Source organism: Pedobacter sp. GW821-FHT01D05 (genome assembly GCF_059422505.1).
Genome location: NZ_JBWKXA010000004.1, coordinates 412,668 through 431,610 on the forward strand (window position 1 = coordinate 412,668; position 18,943 = coordinate 431,610).

Here is an 18,943-nt window from a genome sequence, read left to right on the forward strand (position 1 = left end):
AAAAATGCCCTTAAGTTTAAGGGCATTTTTTATTGATTAATGCCAGCCTCCCACCAACAATCACCACCGTTCAATACTATTGGGCCTTAGACGGGGGCAAAATACTTTTCATGTTAATTTAATATCCCTGGTTTTGTTTAATCGATTTTGTTACATCAAGTGTAGTCTGTGGGATTGGAAAGATTCTTCTAAACGGCTGCGTAATCGGTTTTGCACTAAAAGGCTGCTCAAATTTACCAAAACGGATCATTTGCGGGCGTCTTAACAGTTCCCAATAGGTTTCAAAGGCGATTTCTTTATAAAGGGTAGCCTCATTAAGCGATGGGATGGCAACACCAGGTGCATTCCCGTAAAGCGATTCTCTGGTTCTCGAAGTACGCAGTTTGTTAATATCGGCCAGTGCCTCTGTAGTTAGCCCCTTGCGGAAATAAGCTTCGGCACGCATGGTATATATTGCGCCCAAACGGATTAAAGGGATATCCACATTGCTGGTTCCGTTACCTTCCTCGGGGTCGAATTCGTATTTGAAACAGCGGGCACCACGGTTGATTTCGTTTTGTGCAAAAACAGCCTGTGCCGGGTTTGTAAAATTAAGTGCCGGGGTGAAGTCCATTTTAGTGGATGTACTTTTCTCCATTACCAGTTCAGATACCTTGATTCTTCCGTCTGAGGTCATTTCGAATCCCCCTCCGGTAGTTAATTTCGGCCCGTATTGCTGGCCAACCATAATTCCCCTGTTAAAATGGAACCAGGGTACGGCAGGACTACTATTTGGAACAAGATCTGTTGCCGGAACGCTACCCGGGCCATTGTTCATAAACCAGGTACCATCGGCATACTGGTACTTCCTTTCAAACCTGGGGTCATCATGGTTACCCTCCCAGCTTGCATAAAACTCAGGGCTGATACATGCAGCATTGGTGCCCCTGTTTAATGGTGAAGGTTTTTGGTTACGCTCTACACAAACATAGGCGAAAGAATTGGAGCCATTATGGATATAATCAATTTTCTGTGTTACTACAAAAATCAGTTCAGCACCTCCGGAGTTTTTGATCGCAAAATTATCGAAGTAGTTGCTCAACAAGCTAAACTTGCTCGAATTGATCAACAGCGAAGTATAACTGATTACCTTGTCCATATCGGTTTCACTGGTGTTTACCGATTTCTCATTAAAGTTAAATGAAGCAGCATAACGGTTTTTAAATACCGCACGGTTAAGGTACATATTGGCAAGAAGGCCATAAGCGGCCTCTTTGGTAAACCTTCCGTTGTGTGTAGACTGTTGACCTAAGGTAGCCAGATCAGGGATGAGTGCTTCAACCTGAAGGATGAGATTATCAATTTCAGTTGCAGCCTGTTTCATCTCTAAAGGCGCTTTTTCATCCATCGGATCTCTGTATGGTGCCTGCCCAAAAAGATCGAGCGTAGTATAGGTATAAAAGGCCAGTAAACCTTTGGCTTCTGCCAAAAAGAGTGTTCTCTGCGGAATGCTGCTTTCAGTAACCTGTTTAATTGCTGTTAATGATCTGGTAATCCCGTTGGTAAGCATATTCCAGTTATCGGTTACAATCGGATTGTCTGATGCCCAGGTAAATTCGTGCATCGAACGCCATTTACCTCCATCGCCCCAATCGCTTCCGCGTGTAGCCAATATTGCTTCATCGGTGGTATACTCCTGCAGGGAGAATACAGCACCATGATCAACAAAGGTACCATCACCTAAACGGTCGTAAGCTGCCGCTAAAGCCCCTGCCGGGTTTTGTGCGTTACCGCCCAGCACTTCATCCAACACCTTTTCATCCAGTTTGGTACAGCTGGCCAAAACCAGGGCTGTAACCAGGAACATGATATTTTTTATTTTAAATAATTGATATGTTTTCATTGTTATAGTTTTAAGGTGGCGCCAAAAATAAATGTCCTTGCCGTTGGATAACTGGTATAATCGATACCCAGCGACTGGTTTCCTCCGGTTGCTTTCGGGCTGTTGATCAATGGATCGTAACCGCTGTAATTTGTTATGGTAAATAAATTCTGTCCGGTAACATATACTCCAAGTCCCTGCAGCCAGGTTAGTTTTTTAAGCTTGATGTTATAGCCCAAACGCACAGAATTAAGCCTGATGAAATCTGATTTCTCCAGGTATAGGGAAGACAACTGTGGCGGGTTGGCAGGATTAGCCCCTGATTCGAAATATCGTCTGGCCACATTTCTATCTGAAGAAAGGTTGTTAATATTCAGTGCGTTTAAACCCGTATTATTTACCAGATAACCACCAGTTTGCCCGATGAACGAAAACGAGAAGTCGAAGTTCTGATAAGTCATCTGGCTATTTAAACCATAGGTAAAAGTTGGAATGGCTCCCTGGAAAATTACACGATCTTTATTGTCGATCACGCCATCACTATTTACATCTCTAAAAATATTTGCGCCTTTACTGTCAAAACCCATATGTTCCAGCAGGTAAAACGACCCCGCTGCATAACCGCTTCTGTAGATATTGGCGGTTACACCGGAAAGTCCCGGGCCTGAAATGGTACCAGACAGGATTTCTGAAACCGGAAGGTCTTTAATTTTATTGTTTAAGGTTGCGCCGTTCACATCAACCGACCAGTTGAATTTTCCGGTATTGATCACTCTCGAGCCCAACATCATTTCAAATCCTTTATTTACAATCTTGCCATCGATATTTACCCATACTGTACTGGTTGGACTTAATACCTGCGAAGGAATGTTCAGGATCGCATCGGTTGTGGTTTTGTTAAAATAATCTAACGTTCCATAAAACTTGCCCTTAAAGAGTTCGAAATCGAGCCCTATGTTGTATTGGGTAACCACCTCCCATTTCAAATCGGGATTAGGTGTTCTGGTTACAGAAATACCGTTAACCAGGGCCAGGTCGTTATATAAATAATAACCATCGCCTGCAGAAAGTGCATAACTGGCCTGTGTAAGCTTGTTCTGTACTTCCTGGTTACCCGTTTGGCCCCAGCTTGCCCTTAACTTAAGCTCGCTCAGAACTGGGATCTTTTTGAAAAAATCTTCTTGTGCCATGTTCCAGCCCAATGCAAACGAAGGGAAATAACCATATTTGTTGTTCGCACCAAAACGCGTAGAACCATCGGCACGTACCGATGCCGTGAGGAGGTATTTGTTATCGAAAGCATAATTTACCCTCGAAAAGAAAGATTGAAGCTCATTAACCTGTGCAAAACCAAATACGCCTGTTTGTTTTCCGGCGTAACCCGGATTGTTTTCCGGTAAAATCCCACTGCTCTTTGCCGCTATTCCATCAAGGTTAAAGCTACTGCTGCCCCTTTCGAATTTTTGATAAGAGAAACCACCGATAGCTTCCAGTTTATGTTTTCCGGTAAGCAGACTGTAGTTAAGGTAATGTTCCATCAGCGTACTTTTCGAATCTAAGTTTGCCTGGATATACTTGCCTGTTGGATTTAAATCTGTTGTGTTCGGGAAAATAGTGGTATTCCTTTCGCCCACAGAGCGGTCTAACCCTAAGTTAAACTTGTATTCAAGTCCTTTTACAATTCTGAAAGACAAATCCAGGTTACCCAGCACCCTCAAGGTGCGTGTACGGTCGCGGTAAATATCCAAAAGGTAGGCCGGGTTATAGTGCGCGTTTGCCTTGAAATTGGTGAAGTTTCCATTCTGATCGAATACCGAACGTGTTGGGTTCGACATTAAGGCCTGAATGATCAACTGTCCGTTCGAACCACCGTCATCACTGGTTGGCACACCATCATCGCGGGTTTCACTTCCTGTTAGGTTAATGCCAATTTTCAGTCTTTTATCATCCAGAAACGATTCAGAAGCGTTGATCCTTGCTGAGGTGCGTCTGAATTCACTGTTTTTCACAATCCCTTCCTGATCCATCTGTGCTGCAGAAACATAATAGTTGCCGGTAGCGGTGGCCTTCGAGAAGGATACTGAATTGTTCAATGTTTTCGCCTGCCGGTAGATTACATCCTGCCAGTCGGTATTGCCGCCATGATCAAAAGATTTGTCCTTGATTGCCGCACGGTATTCATCGGCAGTTAAAAGATCGAGCTTATGGGCAACATTCGAAAGGCCCAGATACGAATCGTAAGTAAAGCTTCCCGCTCCCGTTTTACCCTTCTTAGTGGTTACGATTACCACACCATTTGATCCGCGCGCACCATAAATGGCTGCCGCAGAAGCATCTTTCAATACCGAAATGGATTCGATATCACTTGTATTTAAAAAGTTTAACGGATTTTTTGCTTTTGACGAGCCAAAACCAACATTCGAACCCGTAGGGCTCACATCATCGTTGGTTAGGGGTACCCCATCCACAACGAACAACGGTGTGCTCCCGCTACGAATGGAACCCACCCCACGGATGGTTACATCAACACCTCCTCCGGGTTCGCCACTGCTGGCTACCACGCGTACACCGGCAATTTTACCCTGGAGTAAATTATCGGCCGAAGTAACAACCCCCTGCCTGAAATTTTTCTCATCGAGCTGTGTAACTGCACCCGTAACGTCTTTTTTGGTCTGTTTACCATAACCTACAACCAAAACCTCCTCCATGGTAGAGGCATCTGGTTCCAGTTTAATGTTCAGTACATCGGCATCGGCAACTATTATTTTTGTTTTGTAACCGATAAAAGATACCTCAAGTATTTTACCTTTAACGGCGCTGATTCTAAATTCGCCTTTGCTACCGGTAGAAACGGCATTCGAAGTACCCTGTTCCTTTACCGTAGCACCGATCAGTGGCAGATCAGTTTCGTCGGTGATCTTTCCGGAGATTGTCCTCCCCGGTTGCTGTGCAAATACAGCCATCGACATCACCAGGAGTATTGCTGAAAACATGATTTTCAGGAACAAAGGGGGCGACAATCGAAAATTAAGCGTATACATTCCTTTCATGAGCATAATTGATAATAATAAATTGTTTGGTTTAGGATTTCTGTGAACTAAAAAATCGCACAAAGATGTCTTTTTGATATAAGCAGCAGCAACCAGCTAGATTATTAAATTGTTAAATTATAATCTCCATTCAAAAATGAAAACGCCGTATAACCAAATCCTTACAGCTTTCAGATTAAGGTAAAAGGAGATGGAACTGCTCTAAATTAGAATCATATAATGCAGCATGTTACCTTCAGAAAAACCTATCTCATTTGTACTGATGCATTACAGGTAAGGCATGCGGAGGGGATAAATGCTATCGAACAGTTAATCAAGAAAAATATCAAATGGTTACAATTTGCTTTATAGCATTAAGTAACTGATAAAAGCCAGCAGATGCAGAATCAATTTTCCCAAAGCTTTTTGCTCGCCCAGGTATGTTGATTTACATCGCTTCCCTGAGATTGGGCTGAGCGCTGGTAATAGAAATTGATATGAAAAGCTGCAATATTATTGTTAATATTTTCATCTGTTTTTTAGTCGTACCGAATTGACGTTAAAGACTCAAGGTAATTGCTTAGCATCAAAAATATGCGCTTAGTTTCAGACCTATGATCCTGCAGTAATTCGGGTTAAATCTAATAACTTTTGATAAAAAATTGCCAGTAAACATCATGAGTATTATTCCAATTGCTACTTTGACAAGTTATGCTTTGTTTCCCGCCATGCCCAGGGCGCTACAGCGTCTTTTTCTTGCCACAAGCCTACTTTATTTTTCCTGGCGGCTATTTCCAGTTGTGCATAAAGTAAATCGCTGGAATATTTTTTATAATGCCAGGCCATGCCCTGTTTAATCATTTCCTGGTTCACTACCTGTTTGTTGTGGTTAATTACTATAGCAATTAATCTTTTATAGCGGTCGTATTTCTGGCCTCGCACACTCACCATTTGCCCAAAACACAAATCGGAGAGTGCTTTTTTAGCCTGATTGCCAAAAGGTTGCGAGCCTCTTTTTTCGGGGCAATCGATATGTGCCAAGCGGATTTTAATGGGCTGGTTTTGGTATAATACCTCCATGGTATCGCCATCCATAATGCGGATCACTTTGGCGGTAAAAATAAGATGCTTGTAGTTTATTAGTGGTTTGCTTTCGCCTGGCGGGATGAAACAAGCCTGGAGCGTTAACAATAAAACCAATAAACTTACTTTTCCCAACCGCATATTGTTTTTCCGTCTTTTTTGGCTTTTTCTATATCCACCTTTATAATTTTATACGTGCAATTGCTTAAACCGCGGCAACTGGAGGTATAGTGGTATTTTTTAGCGCCAGGACTGTTGCAAATGTACACGCTTGTATTTTCTTTACAAGTAATGTTGGTAAAGAAAAAAAGGAGTAAGGAGAGCGTTTTCATGATTGAGGGATGGTATTGTTGAAAATGGTTAATTAACAAGCTGTGTTATAGAAGATCATTGCTAGTTTTAAATTAGTGAATATATCCTCTTATTTTCCTGAAATAATTTTTTGAAGTACAGGTGCTAAATTGGCAGACAGATCGGTTGTGATTAGGTGGAATTTTTTCACGTTCATAGCAGTAAACCAATCAGTCCAATATTGCTTAATCACATCTTCTTCGTATGGGTTTTGTTTTGATGGATTAATGCCTAAAACAATAATTTCTAGGTCTTTTAAATTATAAGGAAAAGAAATAAAACCCAACTTATTCTTTTTCATGATTGCCCTATAATCGGAAGAGATGAGCTTTTTTGACTGGATAAATGCTGGGGTGATGTAAGAGCTTTTACCTTTATCTAAAAACTTACTGTCTTCATGATACATGTAACCATCGGTTAATATCACCAATATATTTCGCTGTTTATCTTTAATACAATAATTCTGAACATTATTTTTGAAGAACTTCCAGATATCGGAACCAACATAATGATTGTCTTTAATGGTATGTGTATAGATTTTTGAAGAAACTTGCGTGTAAATGTTGTCAATACGTAGAATAGCTTTTTTATCTGTTTTTGGATTGAAACTTATTTTCAATTGTTGACTTAGCTCATTGATATTTGGAATTTTAGGAATCGGATCAAAAAAAACCTGCATCTGATCGTTTAAAAGCATTATCTTTTTTCCTTTTACATGATTGACAAAAGCTCTTTCTACTGATTTTATGTATCCGAGATCTCTCTGATAGAAATCGGGGTTCTTTTTTGGAGCTATCCGATCAGATAAGTCGAGCAAAAAGCTGATGTTCAGGTTCTGCGCTTGGGCTTTACTTTCTTTTACAAAAACGCCAACAATTAAAGGGATTAGTAATAAGGTTAATAATTTCGATTTCATGGTGCTGGCTTTATAAAGTAGATACATAAACAGAATTTTGAGAATCTTCACTGGCACCTACATTTTTAAGGTTTTCATCATAACAGGCCCTACATTCATTTTGAAGGTCAAATTTTTCGTGCTGTGAAATGCGGAGTTTTTCGTTTACAAATGTAATCCAGCCCTGCATGTACTCGGAGGCATACAGCACATATTCTTTTGTAGGAATAATTACGGCATCGATGATTCTTTGCAGGGTAACGATTCGCCCTTGCGCTTCAAGGGAAAGTTTTTTTATATCGCTGAGTTCTGCGATCAGCTTTTCTTTTTGCGTTTCGATATCTGTTATCCTATCCTGATGAATTTGGATGTCCTTTTTTCTGCGGAGCTGCTCATGTTTGATTTTGTCTTTTTCACGGTGCTCTTTCATGATAAAATCAAATACCACGCCCCAGATTAGATAGACCACAAAACCTGCAAAGATGATTCCCCAGAACTGGATTTTACCGAAGGCAATAGGGAGATTAAATGCAGGAGTGTCGAAGGTTTTGGTTAGTTCATAAATCTTTTCTTCTATCTGATAGGCCAGAATAGCATCGAATACGAAGGTGGTAAGTAAAAGAAGGCCGATTTTAATGTAGTTTACCATACTTTTAACTTCGCCAAACATATGGATTAAATAGCCTAGGCCTAAAAACACAAAGGGAATAAAAGTTACGAAAGCACCTTCTAACGATCCATCTTGCCAGGCCTTTGAAAAAGCCTTTGAATCGAGCACATTCATGATAATCGTGCTTGTTGCGTCAAAAGGCTTAAAAAAGGCGGAATAAGAGGTTGAGATATAAAAGGTAAATAAATACAAGCTTAAAGGTATCAGGATGATCAGACCGATCCAGAATTTTGTTGAGGCACCTTTTGAAGCACTGATGTGGTATTTTTCGGGGTCCCTGGCCAACTCATTAATTTCGAATTTTAACTCTTCGATATTGTCTTTTACCTTTCTGATATTGGTTTCAACGTGGGTGATCTGCTGTTTTTTGCTTTCTTCACTGATGGCAAGGGTTTTGATTTCCGTTTCCTTTGTTTTCTGCTCGTTGATATAGGGCTCTTTAGCCAATTGCTGTTTTTCTACCAGTTCTTTTTCTTCGTTTTGGAACTTGGCATAAATGGCGTTCAGGCATATCGAAAGTGCCAAAGGGCTGCCGCTGTTTCGCGATCCATCTCTAAAACCTGCTTCGTGGTAAGTTCTTTTTCTTACTTCCTCTGCTTCTTCTGTAACGGGTTCTTTGATCTCAACATTTTCATCTTGAGGTGCTTCAGCTGTTTTTGGGTTAAAAAATTCTTCTATTTGGGCAATCATAACGTTAAGTTTTGAGTTTGATTTATTAATTCATGATTATATTTCTCGCTTCGCAGAAACAATCCGGTCTCTGGCGTATGTTTTTTGAACAGGTAAAACTTCTATGGCTTTTTCTTCTTTTTTTACGGGTTGTTTTTTGTTATAAAAGGCGATTAGTAAAAAGAGTAAGCCGGTGATTACATCAAGCGGAATCCAGATACTTTTTCGGTGTAGGTAAATGGGGAAGAGTGGGTTAAAAAGAATGAGGACGAGGATAAAAACAATTGTTAAAGCATAGTTTTTTTGTTTTGTCCAAACGTAAATAAGCAGCAAGGCACCCAGCGAAACTATTGTTCTCAGAAAGGTATAATATTCGATTGGCAATTTTAATATGGCGGCGAAACAGCAGATCGAACACGCAATGAGTATATACTTTATAACTTTCATTACACACGCGATAGAATTTCATTTTTCTTATTTTCAAATTCTTCCGCAGACAGAATTCCATTTTCTAATAGGGCTTTTAATTTTTGCAAAACGGCAAAAGGGTCTTCTTGCTGGACAATGTTTTCATTTGGTGTAATCGGAGTATTATTTACAACAATACCGCCACCCGCTGCAGCTCTTTTATCTTCCAGTTCCTTTTGTCTTCTGTATTCGCGCATTTCTTCCTCTTTCTCTTGAGCATATTGATAAAGTTTCCTAGCCTGATTTTTTGGAAGATAATCCATCATGTTATTGAAGTTTCTTACAGTCTTCATTGTAAATGTTGCGCCTAATATGCCCTCTTTAATGTGGCAATCCACAACATCTTTCCAACTGTAATCCTGAAAATCCATCGACAAACCAAAGTTCTTTGGTTTACAAAATATTATTCGCCTATTCGTTAAGGCAATACAATCTGGTGAGAAGTTTATTGCAGGTTTCTTTTGTACTGCAATATATTCTACCTGTTCGTTAGAAGTAAGCAGGCTATTAATCCGCTCTAAAATTTTTTCCACGGCTTTTGGATCTTGCTCTTCATTTAAGAACTTTTTTAAATCATTTATCATAATTTTTTGTCTAGTGTGTATTTAGTTTTCATATCAAAAGTATGAAGGTACTTACTGCTTTTCTTACGGGAAACCGTAAAGCCTACAACTATTTTAACAATGATTTTATTGGTGTGATTTTAGGTTAATTAATTCATTTACAGTTATTTGTAAATATGATTTAATGTGGTGCAAATTGGCAGATCTTCCTTTGTCAGTTGGTTTTCGGCTTCACATAATCTTCCGATTTTTCTTTCTTCCACCAGCTATTATCGAGGCGTTTAATGGAATAAAAAGCGCGGTTTACGCCAGGTTTCATGGTTGCCGTATCGAGGTGCCTGCGCCATACATGGATAATGGTATCGGTACCGATTACGACCCACCAGAAAGTTTTGCCATAACGTTTTGTCGTGTATACCTCACTAATGCTTCCTTTAATTACTTTGGTGTTAAAACCCGGCTCCATTAACTGATAGGTAATCACCTTCTGTTTTTGTGCCTGGGCGTTATCCATTATGAATGTTAATAATAGTAGTGTAACGAGATGTTTCATGCCACTAAGGTATTTGGGCAAAAAATATATTCCTTACGGCTAACAGTAAGGGAATGATAGGAGGTTGTTTATACCAAAATGAGCGGTTGCTCTGCCTGGATCGAAAACAGACACGGAAGCAACCTCTACATTTTTTGAGAGATGAGCGGATAATTAATAATTCTCTAAGGTTTGATGCAACTGGCTTCTATAATCGTAAAGTTCATCAAGGTTGAATAACTGCTTTTTCTCGCCGGCATCTTTCCCTTTCTCGAAAGTTTCGATGTACTTGTTAACGGTATTAAAATGGAACCTGCAAATTGGTTTACGGTTATTGTCATCCAGCAATACGCCAAAGTAAGATTGGGTATCCCGTGCAGCGATCCTGGCAGATGGAATCTTCTCGCGCAAAATAGCCTTTACAATCTGGAAGGCTTCTAATTCCTCTTCAGTAGTTACGATTTTAGAAGTATCGGGATCTTCATTAATGGGAATTACTTTGCCCTCCTCCTTTTTCTCTATTTTCTCGTTAATATTCAATGCCGATTTTAAGCGATCGCTGATGGATTCGTTGATGGAGATGGTAAGTGCTTTTTTGGTATAATCTTTAAAAGCAATCATCCGGTTTGCGGTTAAGGGTTTATCGAAAAAACGGTTAACCAATAACTTCACCATCTCGTCAGAAGGACTGTCTATTTCTTTTTCAAATTCCTTTCTGATGGCTTTGATGTATTTTAAACCTTCTGCCGAATCGAGGATCGTTTCTAAATTATATTCGTTTTTGGTAAAACTTTCAAGGATTTTTATCGAATTATCTTTCAGGTCTTCGATATCGATGGTTAAGAATGGTTTCTCGTCCATAATATTCGGTTTTTCCAGATCGGCGTAAAAGTTGTAAACCGTACCGTTGGTTAATACGCCAAAGCGTGCTTTCGAAACATGGTAATAGCGGTGCAACTGCGAATTATGCGCATCGGCACTTTCTTTCCAGTGTTTACATTCGAAAATGAGGATAGGTTCGTTGTTTTTACGGATTACATAATCTACCTTTTCGCCTTTTTTGGTGCCGATATCGCAGATGTGTTCGGGTATAACTTCTGTAGGGTTAAAAATATCGTAACCGAGGATTTGAATAAAGGGCATTACAAATGCATTTTTTGTAGCTTCTTCGGTATTGATCTGGTCTTTTAATCCCACTACGCGCTGATGAAGTTGTTCTAACTTTAGTTTAAGATCCATAACTTTTTGCATTAAATGGTTTCATCTTTTACTGATGCATTCGGCGCATTTTCTTTAACCGATTCGATACCGTTATCTCTGGCATCAGCGGTGGTATACATTTGGCTGGTACCGATAATTTCGCCATTGGCAGCTTTTAAATTGAAATAGTAGTTTCCGTTTTTGGCAATTTTTCTGTCGTACCTGGCATCGGTTGGTGCATTGGTTTTTACCGATTCGATACCTTTGTTGCAGCTTGCTTTTGCGGCGTAGCCCTCGCTGGTGAGGATAACCCTGCCATTTGCTGCTTCGAGATTAAACTGGTATTCGCCGTTTGTTCTTTTGGTAATGATAAATTTTCCCATCGTTATTTTTTTTTGCTGCTCAAAAGTATAGGCGGAATATGGCGCATCCTTACGGGAAACCGTAGGTCGGTTCATTCGTCAATAGTTCATTGGCTGATAGTCTATAGCCATTTTCGTTGCGAGACCGGATTGAGGGAGCCGAAGCAATCTTTTAGGATAGGTTAATTGGGTGATGGTTTAATAGTTCATGGTTGGATAGCCTAGCGATTATCCATGTTAAACACCAAACATTAGCTCTTTTTTTAACTATACAGATTCACAGATGCATGTCGCAGAGCACGCTGAGGTTGTTAAAAGCAGTAAAATTCTTTTCATCGTTGAAGATCCTTCGACTACGCTCAGGATGACAACCACGAATAAGGACAATTGCGGGAGTGACTAAACGAAACCGATCGACTCCCGACATGGATTGAAGACTAACCTCGGCTAAATCACCTTATTTGCGATGCAATAAGCAATTAACTGACCATTATTTGAAATATTTAACGCGGTTTTGATATAATTTATCCGTTTTTCGATGCTGCTCAAGCCGGATGGTTCCATCTTTTTTTGTTTCAAAATGCCCGACATTTCTTTTTGGGTTTTTCCATCTAAAATGAGCGAAACAATTGTTTTATCATAAGGGGTAAAATCGTGCAGGTATTCTTCTTTTTGCCTCAGGTTGGGCGAATGGTATTTTTTGTTTTTATAAATGCTTTCTAAAGCCAGTTTAAGGTCTTTTGCATCATGGCGGGCTTTAGGCACGTAAGCATCGATATTTAATTCTTTAAATAGTGTATTGGCAATTAAGGCCCTGTTTTCGATAGAAAATACCAGCACTTTTAAATCTGGCTGTATTTCTTTTAAAGCTTTGATCAGTTCTCTGCCTCCTGCTATTTTTTGTTTCGGGTAGTCTTCATCAAAAGAAAGGTCGGTAATGATCAGTTCATAAGGGTCGCCATCGCGCAGTGCTTTTTGTACCCGTGTAAATGCATCATCACAATAAAATACATAATCTTTATCGGCTATAGTGATGCCAAGATCTGTAAGGGCGCTACGGAGCGATTTACTAACAATTTCATGATCTTCGGCGATGAGTACGTTTTTGAACATATTTATATTTTTATAAGGTTGGAAATGAAAATTCAACACGAAGCCCTCCATCAGGCTTGGTATCAAAAGTAATATGGCCCGAAATACTTTCTATACGGGTTTCCGTATTTCTTAATCCATTTTTAGGGGTTAAAACCTCCATTCCTTTTCCATTATCTACATATAAAACCGTTATACGGTCATTTTCGCGCTTAAAATTTATGGTAACCGTATCTGCCCCACTATGTTTTTTCATATTGGTCATCAGTTCCTGTAAAATGCAAAATACTTCGGCTTTGGTATCGCCCTTAATGTCTTCCCAAAGTTTTTCGCCGCCACCTTCTAACACGATGTTGGTTTTCGCCGAGGCGTAAGCATATAACATTTTCGACAGTTCAATTGAAAAGCTTTCTTCGTTGTTAATGTCTTTGCTGTCATAAGAAAGGTCTCTCGATATTTTATAGATCACATCGAGTTTATCGGCCAGGTCATTTTTGTCTATTTCGCTTGTATTTTCTACTTCCGACATTACCTGGTATACCCTATTGGCCACGCGGTCGTGAATTTTTTTCACGTATTTGAGCTCTGTTTTTTTAACTTCTATCTCCTTTTCCTGTTGCAGGCTTTTTTTCCGTCTATGGTATAAAAAATAGCCCAATAGCAAACACAGGATCAAGGTACCAATCCCTATATTTCTGAGCAATATGTCTTTTTGTTTTTCAATGTTCTCAGCCTGGGCTTTTAGAAAATTGGCTTTGTTTTTTTCCGTTTCGTAACGAACAACTGCGAATTGATTTTTAGCTGCACTACGTGCAGTTTGAAGACTGTCGTCAATGTTTTGGTATTTTTGAAAATACGCTTTGGTTGCTGCAGATGGGCTAAGTTTGATTAACTTCTGGAGTGCTTCTAGCCGATCGTCTGGGCTATTAAGCTCCGTTGCAATTAAATACATTTTTTGCGCGTAATTAAATGCTGAATCAGGTTTTTTCTTTTCGTAATAATCAGCAAGATGTGCATAGCTGGCATTTTGCCCCCACTCATCCTTTCCTAAATAGCGAATCTGCAATGCTTTTGAGAAATCTGCTATTGGATTATATTTCGGATTTTGAAGCCATTTTGTTTTAGCCGCATTAGAAAGTGCTCTTGCGTATTCTTTCCTGTCTCTGATTTTTCTCAAAACTTCATTGTAAATATCAATTGCGTTTGAATAGGCCCCACTTTTTTGATAAGCTAATGCTTTATTATTAAGGAACCGTAATCTATATGCCTCGTTTCTGCAAAACTTTAGTGCCAAATTGTAATAATTTATGGCCTCGGTATATTTCTTGAAATATGTACTATTTAATCCTAACTCATTATAATTCGAAGCGAGGCAGGCGAGGTCAGTTTGTTTTTGTTCATTTAAGAAGCCTAATGATAATGTTAAGCTTTCTTGGCCTCCAAAGTAGTCTCCGGCATCTGATTGTATCACTGCCATATAATTATAAGCCATCGCCACCTGTAAGCTATCCTTAGAGGTAGTGGTTACTTTGTTGAAGTAATAGAATGAAGAGTCGTTATTTTTAAAGAAAAAGGATTCTGCTATTTCAAAATTCTGGTTTTTAATCGGAGATTGAGTGTTGTTCTTTTTCTTACAAGCAAATGCTGCCAAAAGAAAAAATAGGAGAAAGTATATTTTTTTCAAGAGCGAGAATATTATTTACTCAAATATAAAAAAACAGGATGGTTTCTCCTTGGATATTTCGGGATTGTTTTATAAGTAAATAAGTAAGGCAAAAAATACTGCCTTACTTATTATCGAAATAATTTCTATCTCGGGTAGATCACAAACTATGGATTTTTTGGTGGAACATGTGAGCCTTCACCTCCAGTGTCGTCACCTGGATCCGTATCTCCTGGGTCACCTGGATCCCCAGGATCGGTATCAGCAGTATTTACAGTTGTTGTTCCGCCACAAGATGCAGAATGGTTTGTATTTGATGGTGTAGCTAATCCCAATAGGATAGCAATAAATAATGGTAAAAACATGATTCAAAAATTTTAGAAATGATTAACTCAGTAGTTCCCCGCGACCATTCGCGGGGTTTGCTACGATTTGTAAATCAGAAGGCCTTCTGAAATTTTTGGGAAGTAATGAGTATCTGTCGCGGGAGCTAGTAACTGCTTCCCAAACCGGCTAATAACTACCGCGATTTCTACTCGTTTTTAACATTTAGTTCTTTGCTTGGATTATAGTTTGAATCGTTGCTTGAATTAATTGTTGAGACAAATGTCCAAGCTTCAAATCGCTAGTTTTCAGATAATTCCAAAGATTCTAAAGAATTCTTTTTAAATTCCAAGGAATTCCGGAAACCCGTAAAGATTCCAAAAATTTCATTTTTACTTTTACACTAAATTTTTTGAAAAATGCCTGAAGATTATCAAGACATAGTATTGGCTGCCTATAAAAAGATGAGGGATAATGGGAAGCTGCATGCAATTTTGCCCGAAGCAACCACTACAAGATTAAGAAAGGCTTGTTTAAAGGTTTATGGCAGTAGAAATAATCCAAATGATATCGATATACTTTCGATGTTCTTCAAAGTGGATAAAATGAAATGCGATAACTTTCGAAAAGTTATAGATGATTCAGACCCCGATGATTTTAAGGCCCTTTATAACCACATTAAAAAAGAGAAAGGAAAAACGAGCGAAGAGAATACTGATCTCTTAGCTTGGTTGATAGATTTGGAACCTAGACCGAGAAGTTCTTATTATTATTCAAGTACTGATAAAACAATTAAAATAGCTGGGATACCTATAGATATCCTTTTCCCGAATAATACTACGACGACATCAACTCCAGATGGTAAGGGCTTAATTAGAGAGCCAGAATCCAGACCACTTGCCAAACCCCGCTTTTCCCTAAACTACATCATTATTTTCTGTATACTCTTGCTCTTCATCGGCACCACTTCTTTTGCAGTTTGGGAACGTTGGACTAGAATTAGAATGCCCAGACCAGAAGAGAAATTTATGTATTGGGACAATGATCATTATGAGCCGATTAAAGATGATAAACAAAATGTTGGTGTGCCAATAATTCCGTTAAATGTTCGAACTTTAACACAGCAAAGGAAAATTAATTTACCTGATACGCTGACAAATTATTCAATAGGTAAAGTTTGGTATAAAGGTCATGGAAAAGATCATGAGTTTTTTACCGATAGCGGTTCTTATCCGAAAGATATACAAAGAGTGTTAAAGCCACTTACCAGCACAATTTTAACCAAATACACTTCCAATTACAGGTATATGCTTACCCGTTTAGTGTGGTTTTTATGTGCAGCTATTTTTGTAAGCCTTTGCGGTTATTGGGCGAGTACCCTAAAGAAAGAAGTTAAACAGCCCGTGGAAGAAGGAGAGACTGATAATGCTGCAAATTTTTATGAAGCCGAATTCGCCCAACAATAAGTTAAACTTATTATTGCCCTATAAGCTTTACTTAGCCGCTAAGCTATGGTTTAACCCAAATGCATCACACCTGAGTTAAACCATTATTTATTTTACTGTCCCCAGTTTACCTGGATGTTGTGTTTCTGAGCGTAGGCTTTGCCTTTTTCCATTAAAGCATTAAAGTTTTGTTCAAAGCGGGCGCCATATTTCTGGTCGATGCTGTTAATAATTTCATCTTTGGCACTTTGGCTGCCTTTACTGTCGCACAGTTTTGCGTAAGCCAGGTACTCGTTTTTATAAACGGGTATTACGAGTTCGTACAATTGCTGCGAAAGGGCTTTAATCTCCTTTTCTTCATCGCCCGAAGCGGAAAGCTTTTTTACCTTTTCGAGCGATTGCTCGAGGTATAAAATTTTGTTGTTGAGGTTGGTGGCTGCTTCGTTGCCTTTCTTTTTGCTGGATGGGATATCGGGGTATTCTTTGGTTTCGTCGTTAAAGTGGCGGGCCAGGTCGGCACTGGCAAAATCGTTGATCATGTTGGTGTTCAGGATGGCGATGTCGAAGAAACGTTCAGGGGTTTCGGAACAGGCCGAGAGGAAAAGGCTAAACAGGATTAAAAGGGAGAATAATGGTTTTGGGGATAGTGCTGGTAATTTGTTCATGAGCTAAAATGGGTTTCCTTATTAAATTTATTCTGGGGAGGAGCAAAGATTGAGCCGTTTTTTTAGCCTAAAGTCGTGAGTCCGGAGTCGTGAGTCGATCAACGTATTATCATGAATTAACGAAATCGGTGAGCTTTTTTTGCCACGGAAACATGGAATGCACGGGGTCTTTGAGCGAGCTTGTGCTGAGCGGAATGAAACTGAAGAATCTTTTAATTAACCAAATAAGACCTATAAGGTTCACATAAGCCCGATTGCCTTATATTTCTTAAATTCCTTATGTGGTAAAAAACTTTACGCCCCAACGCTGTGGCCTTTGTGCCTTCTCTCTGTCGCTTTGCGGTTAAAATTATGGAAAATGTAAGATGGATTGTGGAAACAGTCAGGTGTTTGGCGGGGAGCGATTAGCGCTGATTAAAAAATGCTGAAGCCTATATGGTCAAATAATATGGGATGGGATACTCGGTTTGGTTTACAGTTAACCAAATAAACCATTTTCCGAATGAACCAACCATAATATACCCAACATGAGGTGTTGATAGTGAGCTACTTAATGTGTAGATTTAATTTTATTTTTTAGCCTGCTTTAGCTTACGCCAATATTCTTGTTATTGAGTTAAAACCAAAAGACCCATGATGAAAGAATCAGAGTTAACGGAAAAGAAAAGACGTTTTATTAAGCGTACTTATTTCGGTGTATCAGACAATCCGCTTGATGATGTAAATCCATTTGATGCCTGGGATGAATTTTTAGCGGCCAAGGTAAAGGATATGAATTGGGGGATAGATCCTGATGCCATTAAAAGATCAAAAATCAGGTTTGCCTATAATTTTAACCAGATTTTAGCGCATTATAATGTTTCGCTGGCGCTTGAAGATATCCTGGTAGACCTGGATAAGGATACGCAGACCAACGGAGCGATGATAAATACCTGGGCTGATAAGGCCATTTTTCCGAGTGATAAGACTGCCACTAAAGCAATAGACAAATGAAAGGGGCGTTATTATTGATCTCCTGTTTGGGTTATGGAAGCCTGGCAGCTGCACAAACGGGTAGTGCCGATACCACGGCAAAAAAAAGCATGGTAGAAGCGTCGGCTTCGTTTAAAGTGTTCGATAAATACGGGCTAAAGGTCGACCTTAAATTTATCGATCCGGAAAAAGGATCGTTCGGGATCGATTATCAGTTTCAACTGGATAAAAAACTATTGGGCAATGACCCGGCTAAAATTAATAAACTTAACCTATCATTAGGCAGCAGGGGTTTTGTAACCGTTGCTGAGGATAAAAACAAAAACAGCAGCCTGATTTCGGAAATTAAATTGGAAGGGCAGCCCCTCTTTCACGTAAAAGGCAAAGACCTTGGCCCCCGCAGTACTATAAATCCGCTGGCGGATGACGGCCCTGAGCTACCTCCGGGGAAAGACCCCCTTGTAGAAGAAGCACGCAATTTGGCCGCAAAGGTAGCGTCGCCCTTGTGGTTATCATTTAACCTGCATGCAAAACATGAAACCACCCAGGATTTCAGAAATTACGATTTTGCCTTTGGCCCGCAGCTTTCTGTTTCTACTTCTTACCTGAGTTCGATCCTCGATTTTCCGTTTGGTTTGTTAAGGGCCGCAAAAAACAACAATCCCAGGCAGCTGGATTTATCTGTCGGTTATGATTACGTAACTGGCGCCAATAAAACCAGCCTTGCCCCTTTGCTTGCAGACTCGAAATTTATGAACAGGTTAAACCTTAAAGCGGAATGGGAAACGGGCATACTTTCCGGAAATGAGCGGATTGCTTTTTTATTCGATTCGTATTACGACCTCGACCGTAATTTATTGTTGAAAAATGCAGGTAAAGACTGGAATTACTTTTACATGATCAGGATAGAAAAGCTGCTTAAAATTAATCTAGGTCCGGGTACCAAAACCAAGGTGGCCGTAAAATATACCGCTGGTGAGCTGCCACCAAATTTTGATAAAGGTTTTGTTCTTGGCGGTGGTTTCTCTATCGATTTTTAGTGAAATACCTAAAATGAGCAAGGTTCTAAATGATGCCGGTTTACGCTGCGTTGCGCTTT

At 39.6% G+C, this 18,943-nt stretch carries 17 protein-coding genes; 3 read left to right on the forward strand and 14 right to left on the reverse strand.

Going from position 1 to position 18,943, the window contains the following annotated elements:
• Nucleotides 1-118: 118 nt before the first annotated feature.
• The 13 genes from AC07VK_RS16780 to AC07VK_RS16840 all read right to left on the reverse strand — a co-directional run bounded on the left by AC07VK_RS16780 (nt 119) and on the right by AC07VK_RS16840 (nt 14,803).
• Nucleotides 119-1,882, reverse strand: coding sequence for a RagB/SusD family nutrient uptake outer membrane protein (locus AC07VK_RS16780; RefSeq protein ID WP_492961873.1), 1,764 nt, complete (start codon nt 1,880-1,882; stop codon nt 119-121).
• Between the two features lie 2 nt (nt 1,883-1,884).
• The gene (locus AC07VK_RS16785; RefSeq protein ID WP_492961876.1) at nt 1,885-4,854 is read right to left on the reverse strand and encodes a SusC/RagA family TonB-linked outer membrane protein; all 2,970 of its coding nucleotides are present in this window, start codon (nt 4,852-4,854) and stop codon (nt 1,885-1,887) included.
• A gap of 732 nt (nt 4,855-5,586) precedes the next feature.
• On the reverse strand, nt 5,587-6,114 hold the full coding sequence (locus tag AC07VK_RS16790; RefSeq protein ID WP_492961880.1) for a thermonuclease family protein: 528 nt from the start codon (nt 6,112-6,114) through the stop codon (nt 5,587-5,589).
• 280 nt (nt 6,115-6,394) lie between these two features.
• Nucleotides 6,395-7,240, reverse strand: coding sequence for a hypothetical protein (locus AC07VK_RS16795; protein ID WP_492961884.1), 846 nt, complete (start codon nt 7,238-7,240; stop codon nt 6,395-6,397).
• Between the two features lie 10 nt (nt 7,241-7,250).
• A complete protein-coding gene (locus AC07VK_RS16800; protein WP_492953720.1) occupies nt 7,251-8,579 on the reverse strand; it encodes a hypothetical protein in 1,329 nt (442 codons plus the stop codon).
• 36 nt (nt 8,580-8,615) lie between these two features.
• The gene (locus AC07VK_RS16805) at nt 8,616-9,005 is read right to left on the reverse strand and encodes a DUF6804 family protein (RefSeq protein ID WP_492961886.1); all 390 of its coding nucleotides are present in this window, start codon (nt 9,003-9,005) and stop codon (nt 8,616-8,618) included.
• Entirely contained in the window at nt 9,005-9,610 is a 606-nt protein-coding gene (locus AC07VK_RS16810) for a PH domain-containing protein (RefSeq protein WP_492961888.1), read from the reverse strand. The genes AC07VK_RS16805 and AC07VK_RS16810 overlap by 1 nt, the downstream gene beginning before the upstream one ends.
• Nucleotides 9,611-9,803: 193 nt before the next feature.
• The gene (locus AC07VK_RS16815) at nt 9,804-10,103 is read right to left on the reverse strand and encodes a hypothetical protein (RefSeq protein ID WP_492961890.1); all 300 of its coding nucleotides are present in this window, start codon (nt 10,101-10,103) and stop codon (nt 9,804-9,806) included.
• Between the two features lie 192 nt (nt 10,104-10,295).
• Complete coding sequence (locus tag AC07VK_RS16820; protein ID WP_492961892.1) at nt 10,296-11,360, reverse strand: type I restriction endonuclease; 1,065 nt, start codon at nt 11,358-11,360, stop codon at nt 10,296-10,298.
• Between the two features lie 11 nt (nt 11,361-11,371).
• Nucleotides 11,372-11,704, reverse strand: a complete 333-nt coding sequence (locus AC07VK_RS16825) for a YegP family protein (protein WP_492961894.1) — start codon at nt 11,702-11,704, stop codon at nt 11,372-11,374.
• Nucleotides 11,705-12,130: 426 nt separating this feature from the next.
• The gene (locus tag AC07VK_RS16830) at nt 12,131-12,796 is read right to left on the reverse strand and encodes a DNA-binding response regulator (protein WP_131029384.1); all 666 of its coding nucleotides are present in this window, start codon (nt 12,794-12,796) and stop codon (nt 12,131-12,133) included.
• Between the two features lie 10 nt (nt 12,797-12,806).
• The gene (locus AC07VK_RS16835; RefSeq protein ID WP_492961896.1) at nt 12,807-14,459 is read right to left on the reverse strand and encodes a tetratricopeptide repeat-containing sensor histidine kinase; all 1,653 of its coding nucleotides are present in this window, start codon (nt 14,457-14,459) and stop codon (nt 12,807-12,809) included.
• A 146-nt stretch (nt 14,460-14,605) separates the two neighbouring features.
• Entirely contained in the window at nt 14,606-14,803 is a 198-nt protein-coding gene (locus AC07VK_RS16840) for a hypothetical protein (protein ID WP_492961898.1), read from the reverse strand.
• A gap of 378 nt (nt 14,804-15,181) precedes the next feature.
• Between AC07VK_RS16840 and AC07VK_RS16845 the strand changes: the two genes are divergently transcribed.
• Complete coding sequence (locus AC07VK_RS16845) at nt 15,182-16,228, forward strand: hypothetical protein (protein ID WP_492961900.1); 1,047 nt, start codon at nt 15,182-15,184, stop codon at nt 16,226-16,228.
• 92 nt (nt 16,229-16,320) lie between these two features.
• Here the strand turns inward: AC07VK_RS16845 and AC07VK_RS16850 are convergent, their stop codons facing one another.
• Complete coding sequence (locus AC07VK_RS16850) at nt 16,321-16,872, reverse strand: hypothetical protein (RefSeq protein WP_492961902.1); 552 nt, start codon at nt 16,870-16,872, stop codon at nt 16,321-16,323.
• Nucleotides 16,873-17,505: 633 nt separating this feature from the next.
• On the opposite strand from AC07VK_RS16850, the gene AC07VK_RS16855 reads away from it, so the two are divergent.
• Nucleotides 17,506-17,865 carry a hypothetical protein gene (locus tag AC07VK_RS16855; protein ID WP_492961904.1) on the forward strand — a complete coding sequence of 120 codons (360 nt, stop codon included), beginning with the start codon at nt 17,506-17,508 and terminating at the stop codon, nt 17,863-17,865.
• Entirely contained in the window at nt 17,862-18,884 is a 1,023-nt protein-coding gene (locus tag AC07VK_RS16860) for a hypothetical protein (RefSeq protein WP_492961906.1), read from the forward strand. Before AC07VK_RS16855 ends, AC07VK_RS16860 begins: the two co-directional genes overlap by 4 nt.
• Nucleotides 18,885-18,943: the final 59 nt, after the last annotated feature.

Bases quoted from the DNA above. Each gene is read 5' to 3' on its own strand.
- AC07VK_RS16805 (WP_492961886.1), bottom strand. From the start codon at position 9,005: ATGAAAGTTATAAAGTATATACTCATTGCGTGTTCGATCTGCTGTTTC.
- AC07VK_RS16795 (WP_492961884.1), bottom strand. From the start codon at position 7,240: ATGAAATCGAAATTATTAACCTTATTACTAATCCCTTTAATTGTTGGC.
- AC07VK_RS16790 (WP_492961880.1), bottom strand. From the start codon at position 6,114: ATGCGGTTGGGAAAAGTAAGTTTATTGGTTTTATTGTTAACGCTCCAG.
- AC07VK_RS16825 (WP_492961894.1), bottom strand. From the start codon at position 11,704: ATGGGAAAATTTATCATTACCAAAAGAACAAACGGCGAATACCAGTTT.
- AC07VK_RS16810 (WP_492961888.1), bottom strand. From the start codon at position 9,610: ATGATAAATGATTTAAAAAAGTTCTTAAATGAAGAGCAAGATCCAAAA.
- AC07VK_RS16780 (WP_492961873.1), bottom strand. From the start codon at position 1,882: ATGAAAACATATCAATTATTTAAAATAAAAAATATCATGTTCCTGGTT.
- AC07VK_RS16845 (WP_492961900.1), top strand. From the start codon at position 15,182: ATGCCTGAAGATTATCAAGACATAGTATTGGCTGCCTATAAAAAGATG.
- AC07VK_RS16830 (WP_131029384.1), bottom strand. From the start codon at position 12,796: ATGTTCAAAAACGTACTCATCGCCGAAGATCATGAAATTGTTAGTAAA.
- AC07VK_RS16820 (WP_492961892.1), bottom strand. From the start codon at position 11,360: ATGGATCTTAAACTAAAGTTAGAACAACTTCATCAGCGCGTAGTGGGA.
- AC07VK_RS16840 (WP_492961898.1), bottom strand. From the start codon at position 14,803: ATGTTTTTACCATTATTTATTGCTATCCTATTGGGATTAGCTACACCA.
- AC07VK_RS16815 (WP_492961890.1), bottom strand. From the start codon at position 10,103: ATGGATAACGCCCAGGCACAAAAACAGAAGGTGATTACCTATCAGTTA.
- AC07VK_RS16800 (WP_492953720.1), bottom strand. From the start codon at position 8,579: ATGATTGCCCAAATAGAAGAATTTTTTAACCCAAAAACAGCTGAAGCA.
- AC07VK_RS16860 (WP_492961906.1), top strand. From the start codon at position 17,862: ATGAAAGGGGCGTTATTATTGATCTCCTGTTTGGGTTATGGAAGCCTG.
- AC07VK_RS16855 (WP_492961904.1), top strand. From the start codon at position 17,506: ATGATGAAAGAATCAGAGTTAACGGAAAAGAAAAGACGTTTTATTAAG.
- AC07VK_RS16785 (WP_492961876.1), bottom strand. From the start codon at position 4,854: ATGTTTTCAGCAATACTCCTGGTGATGTCGATGGCTGTATTTGCACAG.
- AC07VK_RS16850 (WP_492961902.1), bottom strand. From the start codon at position 16,872: ATGAACAAATTACCAGCACTATCCCCAAAACCATTATTCTCCCTTTTA.